This is a genomic window from Meiothermus sp., assembly GCF_026004075.1.
Classification (GTDB): domain Bacteria; phylum Deinococcota; class Deinococci; order Deinococcales; family Thermaceae; genus Meiothermus.
Window position 1 is genome coordinate 233,330 of record NZ_BPIK01000002.1, and the last position, 18,367, is coordinate 251,696.

18 protein-coding genes and 1 pseudogene are annotated in these 18,367 nt (G+C 59.6%); 9 read left to right on the plus strand and 10 right to left on the minus strand.

Features of this window, described 5'->3' with window-relative positions; genetic code table 11:
* Nucleotides 1–9: 9 nt before the first annotated feature.
* From cmr1 to Q0X18_RS13515, 4 genes and pseudogenes are all read right to left on the minus strand, one after another.
* Complete coding sequence (gene cmr1, locus Q0X18_RS13500) at nt 10–1,188, minus strand: type III-B CRISPR module RAMP protein Cmr1 (protein WP_297563384.1); 1,179 nt, start codon at nt 1,186–1,188, stop codon at nt 10–12.
* 1 nt (nt 1,189) lies between these two features.
* Complete coding sequence (locus Q0X18_RS13505; RefSeq protein ID WP_297563386.1) at nt 1,190–2,299, minus strand: type III-B CRISPR module-associated protein Cmr3; 1,110 nt, start codon at nt 2,297–2,299, stop codon at nt 1,190–1,192.
* Entirely contained in the window at nt 2,289–4,043 is a 1,755-nt protein-coding gene (gene cas10, locus Q0X18_RS13510; protein WP_308446054.1) for a type III-B CRISPR-associated protein Cas10/Cmr2, read from the minus strand. The genes Q0X18_RS13505 and cas10 overlap by 11 nt, the downstream gene beginning before the upstream one ends.
* A 92-nt stretch (nt 4,044–4,135) precedes the next feature.
* Nucleotides 4,136–4,435: pseudogene (locus Q0X18_RS13515) on the minus strand (HD domain-containing protein); the annotation flags it as partial.
* A gap of 177 nt (nt 4,436–4,612) precedes the next feature.
* Between Q0X18_RS13515 and Q0X18_RS13520 the strand changes: the two are divergent.
* A complete protein-coding gene (locus Q0X18_RS13520; RefSeq protein WP_297563389.1) occupies nt 4,613–5,407 on the plus strand; it encodes an enoyl-ACP reductase in 795 nt (264 codons plus the stop codon).
* 201 nt (nt 5,408–5,608) lie between these two features.
* Here the strand turns inward: Q0X18_RS13520 and Q0X18_RS13525 are convergent, their stop codons facing one another.
* The gene (locus tag Q0X18_RS13525; protein ID WP_297563391.1) at nt 5,609–5,995 is read right to left on the minus strand and encodes a S1 RNA-binding domain-containing protein; all 387 of its coding nucleotides are present in this window, start codon (nt 5,993–5,995) and stop codon (nt 5,609–5,611) included.
* Between the two features lie 214 nt (nt 5,996–6,209).
* Here Q0X18_RS13525 and Q0X18_RS13530 point away from each other — a divergent pair, with 214 nt between their 5' ends.
* On the plus strand, nt 6,210–7,394 hold the full coding sequence (locus Q0X18_RS13530) for an acyl-CoA dehydrogenase family protein (protein ID WP_297563392.1): 1,185 nt from the start codon (nt 6,210–6,212) through the stop codon (nt 7,392–7,394).
* Nucleotides 7,395–7,436: 42 nt separating this feature from the next.
* The gene (locus Q0X18_RS13535) at nt 7,437–8,537 is read left to right on the plus strand and encodes a quinone-dependent dihydroorotate dehydrogenase (protein ID WP_297563393.1); all 1,101 of its coding nucleotides are present in this window, start codon (nt 7,437–7,439) and stop codon (nt 8,535–8,537) included.
* 88 nt (nt 8,538–8,625) lie between these two features.
* On the opposite strand, the gene Q0X18_RS13540 is transcribed toward Q0X18_RS13535, so the two are convergent.
* Complete coding sequence (locus Q0X18_RS13540; RefSeq protein ID WP_297563394.1) at nt 8,626–9,456, minus strand: patatin-like phospholipase family protein; 831 nt, start codon at nt 9,454–9,456, stop codon at nt 8,626–8,628.
* A 152-nt stretch (nt 9,457–9,608) separates the two neighbouring features.
* Nucleotides 9,609–10,016: a thiol-disulfide oxidoreductase DCC family protein gene (locus tag Q0X18_RS13545; RefSeq protein WP_297563396.1), complete on the minus strand. Its 408-nt coding sequence runs from the start codon at nt 10,014–10,016 to the stop codon at nt 9,609–9,611.
* 111 nt (nt 10,017–10,127) lie between these two features.
* Between Q0X18_RS13545 and moaA the strand changes: the two genes are divergently transcribed.
* Nucleotides 10,128–11,102, plus strand: coding sequence for a GTP 3',8-cyclase MoaA (moaA, locus tag Q0X18_RS13550; protein ID WP_297563397.1), 975 nt, complete (start codon nt 10,128–10,130; stop codon nt 11,100–11,102).
* A gap of 118 nt (nt 11,103–11,220) precedes the next feature.
* Here moaA and Q0X18_RS13555 read toward each other — a convergent pair whose 3' ends face one another.
* Both Q0X18_RS13555 and Q0X18_RS13560 read right to left on the minus strand, forming a co-directional pair.
* Complete coding sequence (locus Q0X18_RS13555; protein WP_297563399.1) at nt 11,221–11,652, minus strand: hypothetical protein; 432 nt, start codon at nt 11,650–11,652, stop codon at nt 11,221–11,223.
* A 98-nt stretch (nt 11,653–11,750) separates the two neighbouring features.
* The gene (locus Q0X18_RS13560; RefSeq protein ID WP_297563400.1) at nt 11,751–12,290 is read right to left on the minus strand and encodes an inorganic diphosphatase; all 540 of its coding nucleotides are present in this window, start codon (nt 12,288–12,290) and stop codon (nt 11,751–11,753) included.
* A gap of 108 nt (nt 12,291–12,398) precedes the next feature.
* Here Q0X18_RS13560 and Q0X18_RS13565 point away from each other — a divergent pair, with 108 nt between their 5' ends.
* Genes Q0X18_RS13565 through Q0X18_RS13585 form a run of 5 tightly spaced genes read left to right on the plus strand, consistent with a single transcriptional unit; the run spans nt 12,399 to nt 16,549 of the window.
* Nucleotides 12,399–13,010 (plus strand): TetR/AcrR family transcriptional regulator, encoded by a 612-nt coding sequence (locus tag Q0X18_RS13565; RefSeq protein WP_297563401.1) that lies wholly within the window; start codon nt 12,399–12,401, stop codon nt 13,008–13,010.
* The gene (gene ccmA, locus Q0X18_RS13570) at nt 12,997–13,872 is read left to right on the plus strand and encodes a heme ABC exporter ATP-binding protein CcmA (protein WP_297563402.1); all 876 of its coding nucleotides are present in this window, start codon (nt 12,997–12,999) and stop codon (nt 13,870–13,872) included. The genes Q0X18_RS13565 and ccmA overlap by 14 nt, the downstream gene beginning before the upstream one ends.
* The gene (locus Q0X18_RS13575; protein ID WP_297563403.1) at nt 13,869–14,990 is read left to right on the plus strand and encodes an ABC transporter permease; all 1,122 of its coding nucleotides are present in this window, start codon (nt 13,869–13,871) and stop codon (nt 14,988–14,990) included. The genes ccmA and Q0X18_RS13575 overlap by 4 nt, the downstream gene beginning before the upstream one ends.
* Before the next feature lie 57 nt (nt 14,991–15,047).
* Complete coding sequence (locus Q0X18_RS13580) at nt 15,048–15,899, plus strand: hypothetical protein (RefSeq protein ID WP_297563405.1); 852 nt, start codon at nt 15,048–15,050, stop codon at nt 15,897–15,899.
* Nucleotides 15,896–16,549 (plus strand): outer membrane lipoprotein carrier protein LolA, encoded by a 654-nt coding sequence (locus Q0X18_RS13585; RefSeq protein ID WP_119361596.1) that lies wholly within the window; start codon nt 15,896–15,898, stop codon nt 16,547–16,549. Before Q0X18_RS13580 ends, Q0X18_RS13585 begins: the two co-directional genes overlap by 4 nt.
* A gap of 204 nt (nt 16,550–16,753) precedes the next feature.
* Here Q0X18_RS13585 and Q0X18_RS13590 read toward each other — a convergent pair whose 3' ends face one another.
* Nucleotides 16,754–18,355: a DUF262 domain-containing protein gene (locus Q0X18_RS13590; protein ID WP_297563407.1), complete on the minus strand. Its 1,602-nt coding sequence runs from the start codon at nt 18,353–18,355 to the stop codon at nt 16,754–16,756.
* Between the last annotated feature and the right edge of the window lie 12 nt (nt 18,356–18,367).

Below are 18,367 nucleotides of genomic sequence, written 5' to 3' on the forward strand. Positions count from 1 at the left end.
GGTGTCCTCCTATAGCTGGTTGAGGAAGGCCAGCAACGGATCCGCCTCACCCTTGAGCGGGGTAATCCGCTGGGCCTCCGATTGCGTTAGCTGGATATCTACTGCTTTACCGGTCTGCAAAGCCACCCCACCCGGTGGCGTTCGGGGGGTGTTCAGGATTAGCACGATCGAGCGTTTATCTGCAAGGGGTCGAAAAATGAGTGGACTGGCCAGACGCTCGATTTCCGAGCTGGCAGGAACAATCTGGGTGCTGGGGTCGTCACTATCCTTGAAGTGAACTACGATAGGCAGGCCAAACTGGGCTCGAGGGAACTTGAGGATTGGCGGTTGCAGGATGGGCTGGCGGTGTTTAGGTGCAGCCCGACCCAAGAGGTTTCGGATGGCATCGGGCTCTGGCCAACGGCTCCGACCGGGGCGGTTGGGCTGCTGACCGGCGTTACGCGCCTGGCGAAACTTCTGATACAAGTCGGCCACTTCCCGCCAGGAACGCTCTACCAACCGCCACCGCGCCCCGCTCAGGCTGGGAACTCCTTCCGGAGCCTCGCCCTTACGCACAAATTTGTTCCACTCGGCTTGAATAGCCTGCTGCGTTGGAGGGGTAGCGTCTTCAGGCCAGATAGCCCCAAAACCCCTACGGGTACGCCCACCCACCCCGCCAAAGTGCTCCCAGGCCCATAGCGCGGCTTCTATTTCTTGACGTACCCTTTCCGGATACCGCAAACGCAACCGAAAGCGCACCCCCACCCGCACCGGATAGTTTTTGGGGTCTTGTCTGTTGCTTTGCAAGGGGAAGGCCACGTAACCCGGCGCAATTTCCGGGCGGTTCTTGGGAAAACTTTTTCCTGGCTCGAGGTAAAAAGGTTCTCTTTCTTGGCCCAAGTCCAGAGGTTCTATCTCCAGCACCAATGGGGAGGCTAGACCTTTATCACCTGAGGACGCGCCGAAAAGCTCAGCCTCCTGCTCTCGCATGGCTTGGAGGGAGAGCCCTCCTGCTCGGGCCGCCCGCCACCAAAAGCGAAGCTGCCCTTTGATTTCCGTAGCCCGCACAGCGCTGACCGGGTCGGCATACTTGGGGTTGACTCCCCCGCCAAACAGAGGAGTGAGCAGGCGGTAGGTTCGCTCGAGCTCTATCCAGCCCGACTTGAGCTTAGGGTGGTATTCTTCTTGAAATACAGGAACCTTCCGCACCTTAAACCTCCAGAGTCTCCAGCTTTCCCGTCCAGCTCCCCACCACAGCCAGGCCGTACCCGTCTAAGCGATCCTGTGCCTCATCGCTCAGGTTCTGCATCCAGACCTCCTTGAGCCAGTTTTCAATCTGAGCTTCGCTCCAATCTGGGAAACGCACAAAATAAACACTGCCCGCCGGCACCAGCCGTCGGCTGGGTTTGGCCCTGTTCTGCTCTAAGTCCCAGCCCGAGACCACCGTAGCGCGCCCCAGGGCTACCGCTTCGATTATGGCTCCTTGCACACTGCGCCCTCGAGGTAGGTAACCCTCGGCAAAAGTGGCTGGGGTTAGGAAGATTACCCGAGCCGCGCGGTGTTGTTTGAGGTGCTCGAGCAGCCCTTGGGGAGGCTCGGGCTGGGCCACGGTCTGCTCCTGCCAAAGGGCCAGACGGCGTTCGCCACCCAGGGGAAAGATGCCGCTTGGAGCACCCTCAACCCAGAGGGCCAAGGCCAGGCGGCGCACATTTTTCTCGATCTTTCGGACAAACTCGAGGCCTGAGGTCTGGAACAGATACCCTTCTTCCGCGGTCTGGGTATTTGGGTCGAGCTTGAGATGGGTACGCACCTCGCCTACCGGCCCGTCGTGTCCCAGGGATTCCCGAATAACCTCCCCCTGCAAGGGTGGTTCTTGTAGCCAGCGCTCAAAAGCAACCCAAGGCCAGAAACGCGGCATGGCCAGGGGCTTGCTTTTGCTATTTGGGCGCGCGATCCCCACCGGACAAAGGCCTTCGGGTAGGTTGGTCTGGACGCCCTGACCTAGATCGAGCGGCAACAGGCGATGCAGGTTGGGCCTCTCGCCTCCGCTCAACAACACCGCATCGGCGGGGGCAGGGGCCATCAGCTGCCAGCCTCCTCCAAGCTGCTCAGCCAGAAGCGGCCCCCGAATCCCGATCTGCCGCGCCCTTGCTGCGTCCTCGGGAAAGCGCCATCCCTGGCTCAGACCAATGCGGGTACGAACGGCTCCGGCCAGGGTTTGGGGCATAGGGAAGGGTAAGCTACGGGCTCGAGCCCCAGGGCTACTGGTAAAGGGACGGCCGTCTCGAACAATCAAGGGGTCGCGGGGTTCAATGAGCATCGAGCACCTCCAGAGATTCTTTGGGAATAGCGGCTTGTTCGTAGGCTCTAGCCAACACCTTGGCAACGATCAGTTCATCGGCCAAGCGAGCCACGTCCTCAGGCGTGCCCAACAGTTTGCCCAGTTCTTCACGGTAGGCTTTTTGCATCTCCTTGCGCCCCAGGATGCGCCTGGCCTCGAGCACCAACGCCTCCTCCATGCCGCTCACCCCACCGAGCTCTCTTAACAGGTGCTTGAGTTCATAGGCAGCCTTGGTCGGTATTGAGTCCATCCGCAAAAGGTCGGCATAGCGATACAGCCGTCGCCCCAAAGGGGTCTCTTCGTCCCAACGGCCCCGTACCATCCGCTCGCTGCCACTCCGGGGGCTGTAGGCTACCGCCAGGGCATTGCGTTTTTTGTCTGGAGGGGTTTTGGAGGGCCCCTCTTTGGCAAACTTTTCGACCCGGCGAACCAGCTCGAGGGCATCTTGCAAGGGCTCGAGGTGGTGCACAATAGCCAGACCCACCGAGAGTGTGGGGTCTTGTACTTTCCCAAACCCCCTCATGGCATCCCGGAATGCCTGGGCCAAGGCTTTGGCACAGCGCAGGGCAGTGTGCAGAGGCAGCAGGGCCAGCACATCGTCACCCCCGGCATACACCAGGCAGCCCTTGTGCTGCTCTACAATGCCTTGCACCCTGGCGGCAAAGTTCAGCGCCAATTTGTTGGATAGATTTCGGTGGGCTTGCCAACCGCGCTGGCTCTGATGGTCAATGGCCTCGCCCATCCGGTCGCCATCGGCGTGCAATAGAACATAGTACGGTTCGGGGCGGCCCAGGTATCGGTACATCTCGCCAAGGATTGTTTTGGCCTGTTCCCAAGCTGAGCCCGGTTGTTCAAAGAACTCCCCAAGCCGACCTTCAAACAACAGACGGGGATCGTAATGGGCGAGCAAGGTATCACGTACTACCGGATGGGCCCAATCCACACGGGCCGGTTCACCTACCTGGCTGGCGAGGCGCTCGAGGTAAAAGTGAAGCGATTCTGTTTGTCCCCGCCTTTCAAGCCCCTCCAAGTAGGGCAGAGCAGCCAGGTGCGAGGTGCTGAGAAAGCTACGCTCCGGCCATAGCCGCTTCAGTAGATCTACCCCGCTCAGTTCCTCACCCGGACGTACCCCGTTAGCCATGCGCCAGTCTGACCCAGACTGGTGAATAACGCTCTCCCGCACACCATCCAGCGAGCTTTTGGGCACGTTCGCAGCCCAGGTCACCGGCCCAAAATCACGGGTATTCTTGCGAGCGGCCATGGCCGCAGCCAGCCGATCGCGGGCTTTGGCATAGCCGCCCTCCAACGGTACACAGGCCCAGTAGACCTCGAGCAGATCCTCTATCTGCTTTAGGCTCGTAGGCATGTCAGTATGAGCTTCGTGCTCCTGAAGTATTTCTCTAGCACGACCCTGAATGTAAGAACGGGCTGAAGCAATGGCTTCCTTCGCCAACTCTGCACAACTTTCGACCTGATCTACTTGGATCAGCACCACATTAGGAATGCCGGACTTGCGTAATTGCTCAAAGTGATTGAGATCGTTGGGTGCCGGGAAAATAAGGTTTTGATATCCCACCTTGTCCGCCAAGTGTTCTGCTGCCTTTCCGGCCGCCTCACTTAGCAGCCTACTGCCCGCGTATAGATCGCGGGTACGGCGGGCACTGGCGATGAAATCCTGCACCGGGCCAAAGGCGATTTGCAAAAGATATCCCATAGCACTCATCTCCCCAAAGCCATCGCCCGCACCAACCCTGTCTCCGCTGGCTGACCGAAGCGAGGCGCAAAAAGTGCTCTTTCTAGCGATTGCGCGTTCAAGCGCTCCCTCGAGGCGTAGGTATCGGCCAGGGCCACGCACCACTCTTCGGGGGTCTGGGGCTGGTACTGGGGCTTGTCGCGCCAGCCCTCGTGGTGGCGGGCTGCGGTCCGGGCCAGCCAGAAGGGCTCGAGGCCCGCCCGCTCAAAAAGCCCGCGGTGCCTCCCAATGACCCATGCGGTGTAGGCCGGGTGGCTCCAGTCCGAAAGCTCTTCCGGCGGATGACCCCAGTGGGCCCGCTGATAGAGCTTGCCGAGGTCGTGCAGCAGACCCAGGGTAGCTAAACTAACAGTATCCAGCATACGTTGGGCCAGTTATACAACAAATTTTCAATCGTGGTAGCGCGAAATAAACCAGATACGGCTTTTGGGTAGTTGTTGGTTTGAAAATATTGAAAACGCCCCATCATACTTTTTTGCAGGTACGCCCAGAAATCCTTTAAAACCGTTCTTCTTGAGGTGGTATAAGATACGGGGGTTATGGTTCCGATTGACTTGTCCGGCAAAAAAGCCCTGGTGATGGGCGTGACCAACGAGCACAGCCTGGGCTGGGCTATCGCCGAAAAACTGTATGCCGCCGGGGCCGAAGTGGCTTTTAGCTACCAAGGCGAGCGGCTCCGGGAAAAGCTCGAGAAACTCACGGCGGGCCGTCCAAATCAGCGCCTGTACCAGGTAGATGTCACCGACGAAGCCGCACTCAAGGCTATGTTTGCCGACCTGGGTCAAGCCTGGGGCGGCCTAGATTATCTGGTGCACTCCATCGCCTTTGCCCCCCGCGCCGCCATGGAAGGACGGTTCATTGACACCACCGCCGCCGACTGGAACACCGCCCTGCAGGTCTCGGCGTATTCACTGGTCGCCGTAGCCCGCGAAGCCGAGCCACTGCTACGGGACGGGGGTAGCCTGGTCACCCTGACCTACTACGCCTCCGAAAAGGTGGTACCCAAATACAACGTGATGGGCATTGCCAAGGCCGCCCTGGAAGCCAGCGTGCGTTACCTAGCCTACGAGTTGGGCAAGAAAAACATTCGGGTCAACGCCATCAGCGCCGGGGCTATTCGTACCGTAGCCGCCATGAGCATTCCCGGCTTTCGCAAGATGGTAGCCAAATACAACGCCACAGCCCCCCTGGGCCGCATGATTACCCACGAGGAAGTGGGTAACCTGGGTTTGTATCTGCTCTCTCCCCTATCAAGCGGCACCACCGGCCAGACCGTATACGTGGACGCAGGCTACAGCATTATGGGCATGAGCTGGGATGACGCTCAGGAATAAAGAGAGCCTCGCAACCTCTTGTTTTTGAGGCGCTCATCCAGGAAAAAACTCCCTACTGCAAGCAACTTTTGAGTCGAATGTTGCGCCTGGCGTTCATGCCAGCTCTTCCAAACAACCCCAGCAAAGCGCCGCTCCTTAGAATTTCTCTGGAGCGGCTAACCTTGGGCAGTTTCTTTTCGATGGGCGAGACGGGCAAAAAATCTATCGGCGCTTGCGCCCACCCTTTCCACCGCTGGACTTTTTGCCTCCACCGCCACCAAAACCACCTGAGCCGCGCAAAAAGCTTTTGAGCTTGTTCTCGAACTCGGGAGCCTGGCGGGGCAAGCGCTTGGGTCGGGGGGGCTCCACGGGGGCGGGGGTAAGTTCTTTGATAGAAAGGTCGAGGCGGCCTTTCTCGTCGCGACCCAACACCAAGACCGAGACCACATCCCCTTCATTCAGGTGATCGCGGATGTTCTTGACGAACTCGTGGGCCACCTGCGAGATGTGCACCAGACCCGATTCCCCGCTGGGAAACTCGATAAAAGCCCCAAAATCCATGATTCGCGTGACGCGACCCTCTACAATTGCACCGGCTTTAAGCTCCATTCAGGCGTTCCTCCAAAACGACACGCAATCCCATAGCTCAGGCGTACTAAAGCTGTTGGGGATTCACGATACTTTACTATATCACCTCGAGCCCACTTCTTCACAAAGCGAAGTTTTTACTAGCACTGAAGGAAGCAGTCGTGTCTCAAAACATGTAACGCATTTACAACACCAGCAAGTAAAAGTGATATATTTAGGACACGGAGGAACCAAAATGATCGCCAACCGCCCCAAGGAGTTATGGTTTGAGCTCGATAGCGAGGAACGCCAGATTATTGGTGCTTTGCGGGATTTTTTGCAGGCTGAGGTGGCCCCTACCGCCGCCGAGCGCGACGAGACCGGCGCCTTTCCGTTTGAAATTGTGAAGAAGCTCGGCGAGATGGGCGTAATGGGGGCTCAGGTACCCGAGCAGTATGGCGGGGCGGGGCTCTCGACGCGTATTTTTGCTCGCATTATCGAAGAAATTGCAGCAGTAGACGGTTCGCTGGCGCTTACCGTGGCCTCGCACAACAGCCTGTGCACCGGCCATATCCTGATTGCCGGCAACGAGCAGCAAAAGCAGCAATTCCTGCCCCGGCTGGCCTCCGCCGAGGCGCTGGGGGCCTGGGGGCTCACCGAACCGGGCAGCGGCTCGGACGCAGCAGCTATGCGCACCAAAGCCGAAGAAACCAGCTCGGGCTGGGTACTTAACGGCTCCAAGCAGTTCATCACCCAGGGGTCGGTGGCTGGGGTGTATGTAATCAACGCCCGCACCGACGCCGCCCCCAGCGAGGAAAAGAAGCACCTGGGGCTCTCAGCACTGGTATTTGAGGCCCCCATTCCGGGCCTGCGGATTGGGCGCAAGGAGCGGAAGCTAGGGCTCAACGCTTCGGACACCGCGCAGATAATCTTTGAGGATATTACCTTGCCCAAAGAGGCCCTGCTGGGTGAGCGGGGCAAGGGCTTCTACGATGTGATGAAGGTGCTCGAAGGCGGGCGCATCGGCATTGCCGCCATGGCGGTGGGGCTGGGGCGGGCTGCTCTGGAGTTTGCCGCCAAATATGCCCTCGAGCGCGAACAGTTTGGCAAGCCCATCGCCGAGTTCCAGGCGGTCTCGCACAAGCTGGCCGATATGGCTACGCAGCTAGAAGCCGCCCGGCTCTTGTACCTGAAGGCCGCCGAACTGCGGGACGCCGGTAAGCCTTTCGGCCCGGCCGCAGCCCAGGCCAAGCTCTTCGCCTCGGAGGTAGCGGTGCAGGCCTGCGACGAGGCCATCCAGATCCTGGGCGGCTACGGCTACATCAAGGAGTACCCGGTCGAGCGCTACTGGCGCGACGCCCGCCTGACCCGCATCGGGGAAGGCACCAGCGAGGTGTTGAAGGTGATCATCGCCAAGCACCTGCTGGCCCAGTACCGCTAGAAACCCTTCTCCCCCCTCCCTGCGCCCTGCTATCCTTTTCCGGTGTACGAACTGCTCAAACCCTGGCTGTTCCGCCAAGACCCCGAGACCATTCATGAACAGGTCATGTGCTTGTTGGCCTGGCTGGGGCAGCGGGGGCCCAGTCTACAGCTCCTCCAGCGGTTTTTTGGCTTGTCCGACCCGCGCCTCGAGGTCGCGGCGTTTGGCCTGCGCTTTCCCAACCCCATCGGCCTGGCCGCGGGTTTCGACAAAAACGCGGTAGCCGTGCGAACCTGGGCCGCCCTGGGCTTCGGGCACGTGGAGATTGGCTCGGTTACAGCCCTGCCCCAGCCGGGCAACCCCAGGCCCCGCCTGTTTCGGCTGCCCCAGGATCAGGCGCTAATCAACCGCATGGGCTTCAACAACGAGGGGGCCGAGGCCATCGCTCAAAGGCTAGAACGCTTACAACAAACCTTTGGCCGACCCCCGGTGCCGCTGGGCATCAACCTGGGCAAGTCCAGGGTCACCCCCCTGGAGGAAGCCCCACAGGACTATTTGCAAAGCCTCTCCCGGCTCTGGCCCTATGGCGACTACTTTGTCATCAACGTAAGCTCCCCCAACACGCCGGGGCTCCGGGCCTTACAGGACAAAGAGCGGTTGGAAGAGCTGCTGGCCGCGCTTACCGGTTTTGTGCAGGGCCGGAAGCCCCTGTTGCTCAAAATTGCCCCCGACCTCACCTGGGAGCAGATTGACGAGATTTTGGGCCTGGTGGAAGATTACCGGCTCGCGGGCCTGATCGCCACCAACACCACCACCGCCCGCACCGGCCTGCAAACCCCCATAGACGAAGCCGGCGGCCTCTCGGGCAGGCCCTTGCGGGCGCGCTCGCTCGAGGTGCTCCGATACCTGCACGCGCGGCTACAAGGCCGCCTGCCCATCGTCTCGGTGGGGGGTATTTTCAGCCCGGAGGACGTGTGGGAACGGCTGGAGAACGGGGCTACCCTGGTGCAGATATATACCGGCCTGGTCTACGAGGGGCCCCTGATGGTGAAAAAGCTGTGCAGGGGGCTGCTGCAAAGAATGGAGCGAGAAGGTGTGCGCAGCCTGAAAGAGCTCATACCGTTTCCGCTTGAATCCTTCACCGTTGGACGAAGTCAGAGGTGAAGGATTCAAGCCGACCGAAGGGAGTAGAAAAGCATTTCGGTAGTATCGTTTAGGCTTGCCGAAGTGAACGATACTACCGAAATGCGTATCAGCCCGACTCCATAACCAGCAGTTCGCGGATTTCCTCGAGCTTCCCTTCGGCAGCTGCCTCGCCGTCCTGGATGGCCTGCTCGAGCTGCTGGAAGCTAAAAAGCCCGATACCCTCGAGCTTGGGCCGCAGCACCAGGTCGGGGCGCGAGACCGCCAGCTTTACCTCGGCCAGCCGGATCTGCATAATCTCCACCGAACGATACACGTTCTGGATGGGGTTGGCGTCAATGCCCCGGCGGAAAATCTGCTGCCACCAGGTTTTCTTCTGCGGGTGCTCGCGCAGCACCTCCAGCGGGGTCACATCCACCGCAATCACCCGCTCGGCCCCCAAAAAGCGCACCAGGTCTACCGGAATCTGGTTCAGAATGCCGCCGTCGGCCAGCAGTTGCTCACCCACCCAGATGGGGTTGATAACCCCGGGGTAGGCGATCGAGGCCCGAATGGCCTGAAACACATCGCCCTGGCGAAAATACACCTCGGTTCCGGTAATCAGGTCGGTGGCGGTGATGCCCAGGGGAATGGGAAAATCTTCCATCTGGCGGGGCACATAGGGCTCCAAAAAACGCACCAGCTCGCTGAAGTTGAGCATATCGCTCAGAGGGTTCAGGTCCAGAAAGCGCCAGAAGGACACCTGGGACAAAATCCGCTCTACCTCGTCGGCAGAGTGGCCAGCGGCAAAAACCGCCGCCATGATGCTGCCCATGCTGGTTCCGGCGATCACGCTGGGGCGGAACCCTTCGCGCTCCAGCACCCGCATCACGCCAATATGGGCATACCCCCGGGCTCCTCCACCGCCCAGGGCCATTCCAAAGCGCTTGAAATCCGGCATACCTTAGCCTAAACCCAAAATGGCCCGTGTTGCATTTAGACGGGATGCTTCCCCATGGGGCCCCAGGTTGGTGGGAGCAATGCGTTTAGGGAATAGACCGTGCCGCCTAGGGACTTCTTCGCACGTTCATCCCCAAAACCAGCAAACCAGTGTCAGGAAGCATCCAGAAAGCGCTCCTTTAGTTCCGGGGTCGGCACCATACAGCGCTCGAGCCGCCCAAAAAGGCGGTAGCGGTTTTTGGCAACCAGCCGGTAAATCCAGTCCCGCCATCGCTTAGGCAAGAACCGCAGCACAGCCACCACGCGCCACACCCCCCCCAGCCGGTAGAGGATGTGCAGGGCGGCATCCGACTCCAGCCAGACCCGCCCCTCCTCAACAACCACCACGCTGTCGGCCAGGGCCGCAGCGGTAGGAATGCCGTGCTGGCGGAGCAGCCGCTGTCCGGCTTCGGACTGCTGCGAGGCAAACACAAAGCGCCGGGCCCTGTCGTGGCGAAGGATAAACTGCACAGTACGGTGGCAGAGGTTGCAGACGCCATCGAACAGCACCACCGTCTTCATGGTTTCAGTTTAGTGCGATAGGGCTCGAGGGAATGTGGCAGGGATATTTGTAACCCGCCTTGCGCCATAGGCTAGGCGTGTTGTTAGAATGTGCAACACGGGGTAGCCAAAGTGAAACTCATTGACCAATACGGGCGCATCATCAAGGATCTACGGCTTTCGGTCACACCGCGCTGCAACCTGCACTGCCTGTACTGCCATCCGCTGGGCTGGGAACAGTCGGAGCCCCCCGGCACCATCTCGGTTGAAGACACCCGCCACTTCCTGAGGGCCATGCAGCTACTAGGTCTGGAGTCGGTGCGTTTTACCGGCGGCGAACCCCTGGTGCGCAAAGAACTTCCCCAGATGATCGCGGTGGCCAGCGAGCTGGGCATCCCCGATATCGCCATCACCACCAACGGCCTTTTGTTTAAGCGGAAGGCCAAGGAGCTTTTGAGCGCGGGGCTCAAACGCATCAACCTCTCGATGGACGCGGTGACCCCCGAGGTCTTCCGAACCATGACCCGGGGCGGGCAGGTCGAGAAGGTCTGGGAGGCCATCGAAACCGCCTGGGAGCTGGGCATGCACCCGGTCAAAATCAACGCGGTGATGATCCGGGGCATGAACGAACAGGAGGTAATTCCGCTGGCCTCGCTCTCGCTGGAAAAGCCCCTCGAGGTGCGCTTCCTGGAGTATATGCATCTCGACAACTCCAACCCCGAGCTCTACCACGCGCGCTTTATCAGCGGGGCCGAGACCCGCGCCAAAATCGAGGCCCACTTTGGCCCCCTCGAGCGCGTAGATAACGACCCCACCGCCCCCGCGCGGGTTTACCGCATCCCCGGCGCGGTGGGTACGGTGGGCTTTATCAACCCGGTTACCGAGCCTTTTTGCTCCAAGTGCTCCCGCCTGCGCCTAACCTCCGACAAAAAAATCCGACCCTGTTTGCTGACCGACCTGGAGATGGACATCGCCTGGGCCTTCGAGGCCGAGAACCCTGTCGAGGCCCTGGTAGACGCCATCCTGCTGGCTACCGACCGCAAACCGGCCTTTGGCAACACCCTACCCACCCTGCGCGAGCGGGTGATGGTGGGGATTGGCGGCTAAGCGCCCCACGGGAAGCTTCGCCTCTTGGCCCCTCGCAGCAAACCGAATTTTTCTGCTCGAGCACCTATTTGCACTTCCCGCGGGGGCCTCAGAATGAGGAAAATCAGTGGTAGGGTACCTAGATGACCCCGTAGTTGTAGGTCTCGTGGCGGCCGTTTTTGTCCACAATGGCCCACCAGCGGTGCTCAGAGAGCGAGGGCATCTGCAGCAAGAACACCCAGTACTTGCTGGGGTTTTCGCCGCCATCGGGCTGGATGGGGCTTTCGGGCGTGATCAGGGTGAGCTGGGAGTCACCCGCATTCATGAAGTCACGCACAGCATTTTGCAGCTCTTCGGGCTCCGGTTCATCAGGGAGATCGTAGGCCGAGGGGTCGGCTTCAATCAGACTTAGAGGGCTTTGATCGTCGTCACCGTCTTCAATAAAGCTCGTAATGGCCGCCTCGAGGGCCTCGAGAAAACCATCTTCATCGGAAACTGAGGGCACCTCAACCGCAAGGTCGGGCACTTCCAGCGCTTTTAGCAACGACTCGATTCGCTCTTGCAAGGCCATAAAGTAACTCGTTCTACATAACCACATGTGCCCCCGAACGGTCAAGCTACTGCAAGCGGCTCTTGCGCTCGTTGGCAATATGCAAGCAATACAATTTTTTAGCGGTTTTTCGCCTCTTTGAAGCGCTCGATACAGGCCTTGACCTCAGCCACTGCCCCGGCCCTGTCTTTCCAGCCCGCCACCTTGACCCACTTGCCTTTGTGGGCCTCCAGGGCCTTGTAGGTCTCAAAGAAGTTCTGGATCTCCTGTTTGTAGGCGGTGGGTACGTCGTTCAAGTCCTGGATGTGATCCCAGCGGGGGTCTTCGGCCACCACCCCGATGATTTTGGCATCGCCGCCCTTCTCATCCTGCATGTCCACCATACCCACAATCCGCACATCCACCACCACACCCGGCAAAAGGGGGTAGGTGGAGAGGATGATACCATCCAGGGGGTCGCCGTCCTCGGCCAGGGTGGAGGGAATGAAGCCGTAGTCGCCGGGGTAGAACTGGGCCGTGGGCAGCACCCGGTCGAGCTTGATGGCCTCGAGGTCGGGGTCGTACTCGTACTTGTTGGAAGAGCCGCGCGGCACTTCAATCACCATGTGGACAATTTCAGGGGCTTTTTTCCCAACGGGTAGATTCTTGAGGTTCGCCATAGCGCACCTATTCTGACATCCTCTCGCAAAAGCGGCAAAGGTTTATGGCCCAGGCGCGTGGGGCAGGTGTTGTACAGACAGCGCCTCAGGGTTAGTATAGATGTAAGTATGTACTTACTTTCAAGCTTCGATGAAGCCGACTCCACCCGCGCAGCCCTCATGCGTGCGGGATTGGAGCTCCTGGCCGAAAGAGGCTACAAAGGCTCCACCACCCGCGAAATCGCGGCCAGGGCCGGGGTCTCCGAGGTTACGCTGTTCAGGCAGTTTGGAAGCAAGAAAGCCCTGCTGCAAGCGGCGGTGCAAAAGCTCCGCCCGCCGGTAGAGCAGGTTTTGCCCGGCTCATCCCACAAGGAGGTGGCCTGGTCTTCGCTCGAAAACAGCCTGCTGCACCTGGCCCAGAACTATATGCGAATGCTCGAGGCCAACCAGGGGCTTCTGGTTCGGCTCCTGCCCGAGCTGGCCCGCCACCCCGAGTTGCGCGGTGAAACAGGGCCCTTGGGCTTGCGCAAGGCCATGTCGGCAGTTTTTGAGTATTTTGCTGAGCTGCAAAAACAGGGCTTGCTACGTTCCGATGAATCCCCTTCCCAGGTAGCCGTCGCGCTGCTGGGGCCGCTCTTTGCCAGGGTACTGCTTCTGGGCGCGATGGGGATTCAACCTCCATTCGACTTGCAAGCCCACGTGCGGGGTTTTCTGGAGGGAAGGCGCTATGGTCAGCGTTGAGCAGGTCTCGAGGCGGTTCGGCCATCTGGTAGCCCTGAACAAGGTGAGCCTGGAGGTTCACCCCGGCGAGGTGTTTGGCCTGCTAGGGCCCAACGGTTCGGGCAAAACCACCCTGATTCGTATCCTGAGCGGAGTCTTGCTGCCCAGCGCGGGCCAGGCCCAGGTGGCCGGGCTAAATGTGGGCCGTTACCCCGACCAGGTCAAGGCCGCCATCGGCTACGCTACCCAGGAGGCCAGCGTCTACCGCGACCTCACGGTGCGCGAAAACCTGGAGTTCCGCGCCCGGCTCTACCTGGAAGCTCGCGCAGTGCCCCCAGCCGTTGAAGCAACTTTGCGGCGGTTTGGCCTGCAGGACTTTGCCCACCAGCTTGCCGGGGCCCTCTCGGGGGGCTGGCGGCAGCGGCTGGCCCTGGCCCAGGCGGTGGTGCATGGGCCCAAGGTGGTGTTTTTGGACGAGCCCACCACCGGCCTCGACCCGGTTTCGCGCCGCACCATCTGGGATCTGATTCACCAGGAAGCCGCTCGAGGCGCGGTCGTACTGGTTACCACCCACTACATGGACGAGGCCGAGCGCTGTCACCGGCTGGCCCTGCTGTATGGCGGCCAGGTGGTGGCCCAGGGCACCCCCCACGAGCTCGAGCAGCTCGCGCTGCAGCAAGCCAGGGTGGCTTACTGCGAGACCGACCTTCCCCTCGAGCACATCCGGGCCCTGCCGGGGGTGCTGGATGCCTGGCCCAGCGGGCGCGGGGTGCGGCTGATTCTGGAGCAACAGGCCTCCCTCAGCCTGCCCCTCCAGACCGTATACCCCAACCTCGAGGACGTCTTCATCATCCTGACCCGTCACCACGGGGGTGCCGCATGAACCGCATCGCCGCCCTGGCGCAAAAGGAGTTCACCCAGATCCGCCGCGACCACGTGCTGTCCCGGCTTATTGTGGGGCTGCCCATCGTCATGACCCTGTTGTTCGGCTACGCCATCAACTTCACCCTCTCGGGCATCCGCCTGGCCGTCTACGATGGTTCGCAAGACCGCATCAGCCAGTACCTGCTGCAAGAGCTGCAAAAGGAAAACCGCTTTACCCTCACCTACATCGCACAAAACCCAGCGGAGGTTCCGCAGGCCATCCAGAAAAACCGGGCCCGGGTCGGCCTGGTAATTCCTTCGGGCGCCCTGCAGACCGTGCGGCAGGATAAAGCTGTGCAGCTCGAGGTGTTTGTGGATGGCGCCGACCCCAACTTTGCCTTCCAGGCCCAGGCCGCCCTGCGCAAGGTGCTGGGAGACGTCAACAGCCGCCTGCTGGCGGGCAAGGTGCTGGCCGGAACCGCCACCACCCCGCCCCTCACCCCCACCCTGCACACCCTCTACAACCCCGACAACAAAACCGCCTGGTTTACCATCCCGGGCATCATCGGCCTGATTATGACCATTTTTACGGTGCTCCTGACCGCGCTTTCGATCGTGCGCGAAAACGAGGGCCGCACCATGGAGGCCCTGATTGCCAGCCCCATCAAACCCTACGAGGTGGTGCTGGGCAAGGTGCTGCCCTATTTTGTGATTGCCACCCTGGTGAGCCTGGTGGTGCTCTCGATCGGGCACTGGGTGTTTGGCGTGCCGGTGCGTGGGAGCCTGCTGCTGCTGTTTGGGCTCATCGTGCTCTTTGTGCTGGGCTCGCTGGGGGTGGGGGTGCTGATTTCCACCCTGGCCCGCACCCAGATTCAGGCCGTGTTTGGTACTTTTGCCTACATCCTGCCCACCATTTTTCTTTCGGGGTTCGTATTTCCAGTGGACGGGATGCCCCTTTTCTTTAGGTGGTTGGCGGCGGTGATCCCGGCCCGCTATCTGATTGATGGCACGCGGGGGGTAATGCTCCGGGGCGCGGGCCTCGAGACCCTCTGGGTAGACCTGGTGGCGCTCGTCATTTTCAGCGTGGCCGTGCTGGGTCTGGCCAGCCTGCGCTTTGGCAAACGGCTGGCGGCCTGAGGGGCGCTGGATGGTATCGTTAGCCTGCTCTTTCTGACCGTGAGGAAAAGAACGCTCATGAAAGGATTTCACCCATACCGACGTCTCCTGCAACTCGCCCTGGCGGCGGTGGGTCTACAGCTTTCGACCCTCGGCCTTGGGCAGTCCCTCACCTTCGGGCTTTTTGGCCGCCTCTCACCCGACCACCTGACCCCCACCCTCGAGGCCACCCTCCCGCTGGGCGAGCTGGAGCTACGCGCACGGCTGCAGCGCGATGCGCTGGGCCTGGGGTTGAACGGCGCGCTTGAGCTAAGCGCCCTGGGCCGGCTGAGCTACGGCGCAGGCTTTAGCCTGGGCTTTGCCGGCTGGGGCTTGCAGGCCGGGGCCAGCGCCGTCCTGGGCCCGGTGGCCGCCAGCCTGGAGGCCCTGTACAGCAACACCCCGCGCTCGAGCCTGTGGGTGGGCGACGAGGCCGAAGGCGGGCTGAAGCTGGGGCTGGGCGGGCGCTACCGCCTCGAGCCCCGGCAGACCCTGGGCCTGCAACTGGGCTTCAAAAACAGCCTGGCGGGTATCGCCAGCGGTTCGGGGGAGCTGAGCTATGCCCTGCGACAGGAACAGACCTACACCTTTGGGCTGGGGGTGGACGATTCGCGCCTGTACGGCCTCTTGGGCTGGCGGGGTGAGCTGGACGAGGCCGGGACGCTGCTCGAGGCCACCCTGCGGGCCGGGCAGCTCAACCGGCTGGAAGCGGCCCTAACCGCGCCTTTAGACGAGGAGCAGCTCAACAATCTTAAGCTGCGCCTAACCGTGGCCTACCCCTGGGCTGCTACCCTGGGGGTGGAGGCCTACGGCTTCCGCGCCGATGCAAGCTACGAGGGCAGTTTTTCGCTGTGGTTGCGCTACCGGCTCAGTTTTGGAGGCAGTGAATGAAAAAACTACTGGCAATCGCCTTCCTATCCCTTGGGCTGGCTACGGCCCAGAGCATCGCCGAAATTACCCGCCAGGTGCAGGCCAACATGGAACGTTCGCCCTGGGAGGCCACCGTCACGGGCAAGGTGCAGCTACCCGACGGCAGCACCCAGGAGGCCGAGTTCCGGCTCCAGGTGATTCCGGGCAAGGAGCAGCTCGCCCGGGTCGAGTTCAAAAAACCCGCCGCCCTCGAGGGCAACTTTGTGGTGATCTCGGATAAGGAAGTCTGGAACTACCTGTTCCTGACCAACCAGCTCATCATCCAGCCCCGCGCCAAAGCCCGCATCGAAGGCCTGGGCTTCAACCTGACCGACCTCGGCGACTTCGAGGAGCTTACCCAGCGGGTCACGCTGCGGCTTCTGGGCGAGCAAAACACCCCCGCCGGCCCGGCCTGGCGCATTGGCGGCGCCCCCAAGGACGCCTCGCTGGGCTTTGCCAGCATGGAAATTCTGGTGCTCAAGTCCGACCCCCGCCCCCTCTCCATCACCCTGCGCGACAGCAGCAACAAGGTGCTGGCCGACCTTAATCTCACCAACTTCCGCCGGGCCAACCTAACCCCCCAGACCCTGCGCAAACGGCCCGCCGATGCCGAGGTGCTGCGGCGCAACTGAACTGGGATTGCAACCTTTGCCCATCTTTACCTGAGCCTAGGGCACTCTGGCTGGAGTGGAGTGGACTCGAGGGCAGGGGTAATTTCCCTCACTGTGCTAATGCAATGCTTCTTCGCAGTTCAGCACAACAGTGAGGTTCAAGCGCGGCACGTAGCGAAGCAGAGCGGCGTCGCCTGCAACCCGTTGTTATGCCGCCCCTTTTGATCAACTGGGGTTACCCTGCTCCAGAATCTCAGGGTCTACGACTCGCTTTGCCGATTTCCATATTTCTTCCCTTCGTTTCTGCCGAAATGCATCAAAGGTAACTGCATCGAATTTCAGTAATAGCGGATTGTCGGCATATTCAGAAACAAGCAAGTGTTTATCAATCGGGATGCCTTGTTGTTTTAGGCGATTGAAATACGATTCGGGAAGTTCGGCTCGCTTGCGAATGTTGTCTGTTGCGCCTACAAAACGCAAGTTGCCTATGTCGTTTATCTCTGTGCTTCCATATCCTAAACGATTTCTGAGCATGTATTGCGGGTAGATGTGGTCTATGTGCGGCTCGTTGCCTTTATATGCCACATCAAATGGCGAGTTGCCCCAACGGTCACAATAGACAATGTTCAAAATTATTGCCCGCAGACGGTTCTCCGACAAGTGCGACTCCTGCAATTCCACAGAATAGCCGTGAGACATACCAAAGTATTTCTTTATCTCGCTCAAGGGAAAAGCACCACCATTATCCTTGCCTACGACAGAATGCAAGGTGTTCAAAATTGAGTCGGTGGAACTTCTATACCAGTTGAACAGTTGCGCTTTGTGATAATAAGCCGCCATAAGTAAGCGATTCGCTTCATTCGGTTGAGGGTTGTGAAAAAGGAAGTCGAAAACAGGTATCAGGGCGTTGTAACTACGAACCAGCTTGTCAGAAAACATGCGTATATCGTGTACGATAAAATCGCGTAACTGCTGAAAGGCTTTTTCAGCTCTATCCCACGTTTGCTCAATATGCTGTATGAGCGTTTCACCACGCGCGCCATAGAATTTCTCTTTCTGTATTTCAGCACCTTCACCATGAGCGAGCAGGAGACATTTAAGAACAAAATCGCTGTCAATACCGAGTTTCCCGCCGTTAAGAAGGTTTACAACTTGCTCAACGCGTTCTTCAATGTCATCCCAGCCTTCTTTCATCGCCGCGAACATCAAATCGCCGGCTGTAAGTTTTGTCCCGCCCGAATTGACGCGGACGAAAATCTCAAGGATTCGGCGGTATGGGTATTGTTTTGCAACACCGTCCAGTTCATCAACCCAAAAATGCTTATCATGATTCAAGATTGAGTGAAGTTGTTGCAGGTTAGCCCTTACACGCCGCTCGCGTAACCTTCGCTTCTCGGTTTCTTCCTGAAGTTTGTCTTCAAGTAAATCGTTTATCTCGTCCGCAATGTTCAGCGGATTGCCATTCGCATACTTTTCTGTTAGGTCGCGGACACGGAAAAACGGCAACTCTAGTGGCTGAGCACTGAATATCAACTTGTGTAAAACGTCGCCGTTATCAACTTCTACATCACCCGCCGTGATGTCGAAATATGCTTCTTCGATTGCGTTTGAATCATCGTGTATTCCACCACGAAAAATCGCGTGCAGCGTTTGTAGGCGTTGTTGTCCATCAAGTACAAAAACCTTTTCGATACCCGCCGCAGAGCGATTCATGTCGTAAAGCGTAGACAAATCAGCGTCGAAATCAATCACTGGCATGAAGCGTCGAGCGCGTATTTCCTCTTTTGTGCGCCAAAACAGAAAAGTCTGTATTGGATATTCACGCATTAGAATCTACAA

What these genes read in the sequence shown, in the direction of transcription:
- Q0X18_RS13505 (WP_297563386.1), bottom strand. Translation starts at nt 2,299, where the DNA reads ATGCTCATTGAACCCCGCGACCCCTTGATTGTTCGAGACGGCCGTCCC.
- cas10 (WP_308446054.1), bottom strand. Translation starts at nt 4,043, where the DNA reads ATGAGTGCTATGGGATATCTTTTGCAAATCGCCTTTGGCCCGGTGCAG.
- Q0X18_RS13520 (WP_297563389.1), top strand. Translation starts at nt 4,613, where the DNA reads ATGGTTCCGATTGACTTGTCCGGCAAAAAAGCCCTGGTGATGGGCGTG.
- Q0X18_RS13525 (WP_297563391.1), bottom strand. Translation starts at nt 5,995, where the DNA reads ATGGAGCTTAAAGCCGGTGCAATTGTAGAGGGTCGCGTCACGCGAATC.
- Q0X18_RS13530 (WP_297563392.1), top strand. Translation starts at nt 6,210, where the DNA reads ATGATCGCCAACCGCCCCAAGGAGTTATGGTTTGAGCTCGATAGCGAG.
- Q0X18_RS13540 (WP_297563394.1), bottom strand. Translation starts at nt 9,456, where the DNA reads ATGCCGGATTTCAAGCGCTTTGGAATGGCCCTGGGCGGTGGAGGAGCC.
- Q0X18_RS13545 (WP_297563396.1), bottom strand. Translation starts at nt 10,016, where the DNA reads ATGAAGACGGTGGTGCTGTTCGATGGCGTCTGCAACCTCTGCCACCGT.
- Q0X18_RS13555 (WP_297563399.1), bottom strand. Translation starts at nt 11,652, where the DNA reads ATGGCCTTGCAAGAGCGAATCGAGTCGTTGCTAAAAGCGCTGGAAGTG.
- Q0X18_RS13560 (WP_297563400.1), bottom strand. Translation starts at nt 12,290, where the DNA reads ATGGCGAACCTCAAGAATCTACCCGTTGGGAAAAAAGCCCCTGAAATT.
- Q0X18_RS13565 (WP_297563401.1), top strand. Translation starts at nt 12,399, where the DNA reads ATGTACTTACTTTCAAGCTTCGATGAAGCCGACTCCACCCGCGCAGCC.
- ccmA (WP_297563402.1), top strand. Translation starts at nt 12,997, where the DNA reads ATGGTCAGCGTTGAGCAGGTCTCGAGGCGGTTCGGCCATCTGGTAGCC.
- Q0X18_RS13575 (WP_297563403.1), top strand. Translation starts at nt 13,869, where the DNA reads ATGAACCGCATCGCCGCCCTGGCGCAAAAGGAGTTCACCCAGATCCGC.
- Q0X18_RS13580 (WP_297563405.1), top strand. Translation starts at nt 15,048, where the DNA reads ATGAAAGGATTTCACCCATACCGACGTCTCCTGCAACTCGCCCTGGCG.
- Q0X18_RS13585 (WP_119361596.1), top strand. Translation starts at nt 15,896, where the DNA reads ATGAAAAAACTACTGGCAATCGCCTTCCTATCCCTTGGGCTGGCTACG.
- Q0X18_RS13590 (WP_297563407.1), bottom strand. Translation starts at nt 18,355, where the DNA reads ATGCGTGAATATCCAATACAGACTTTTCTGTTTTGGCGCACAAAAGAG.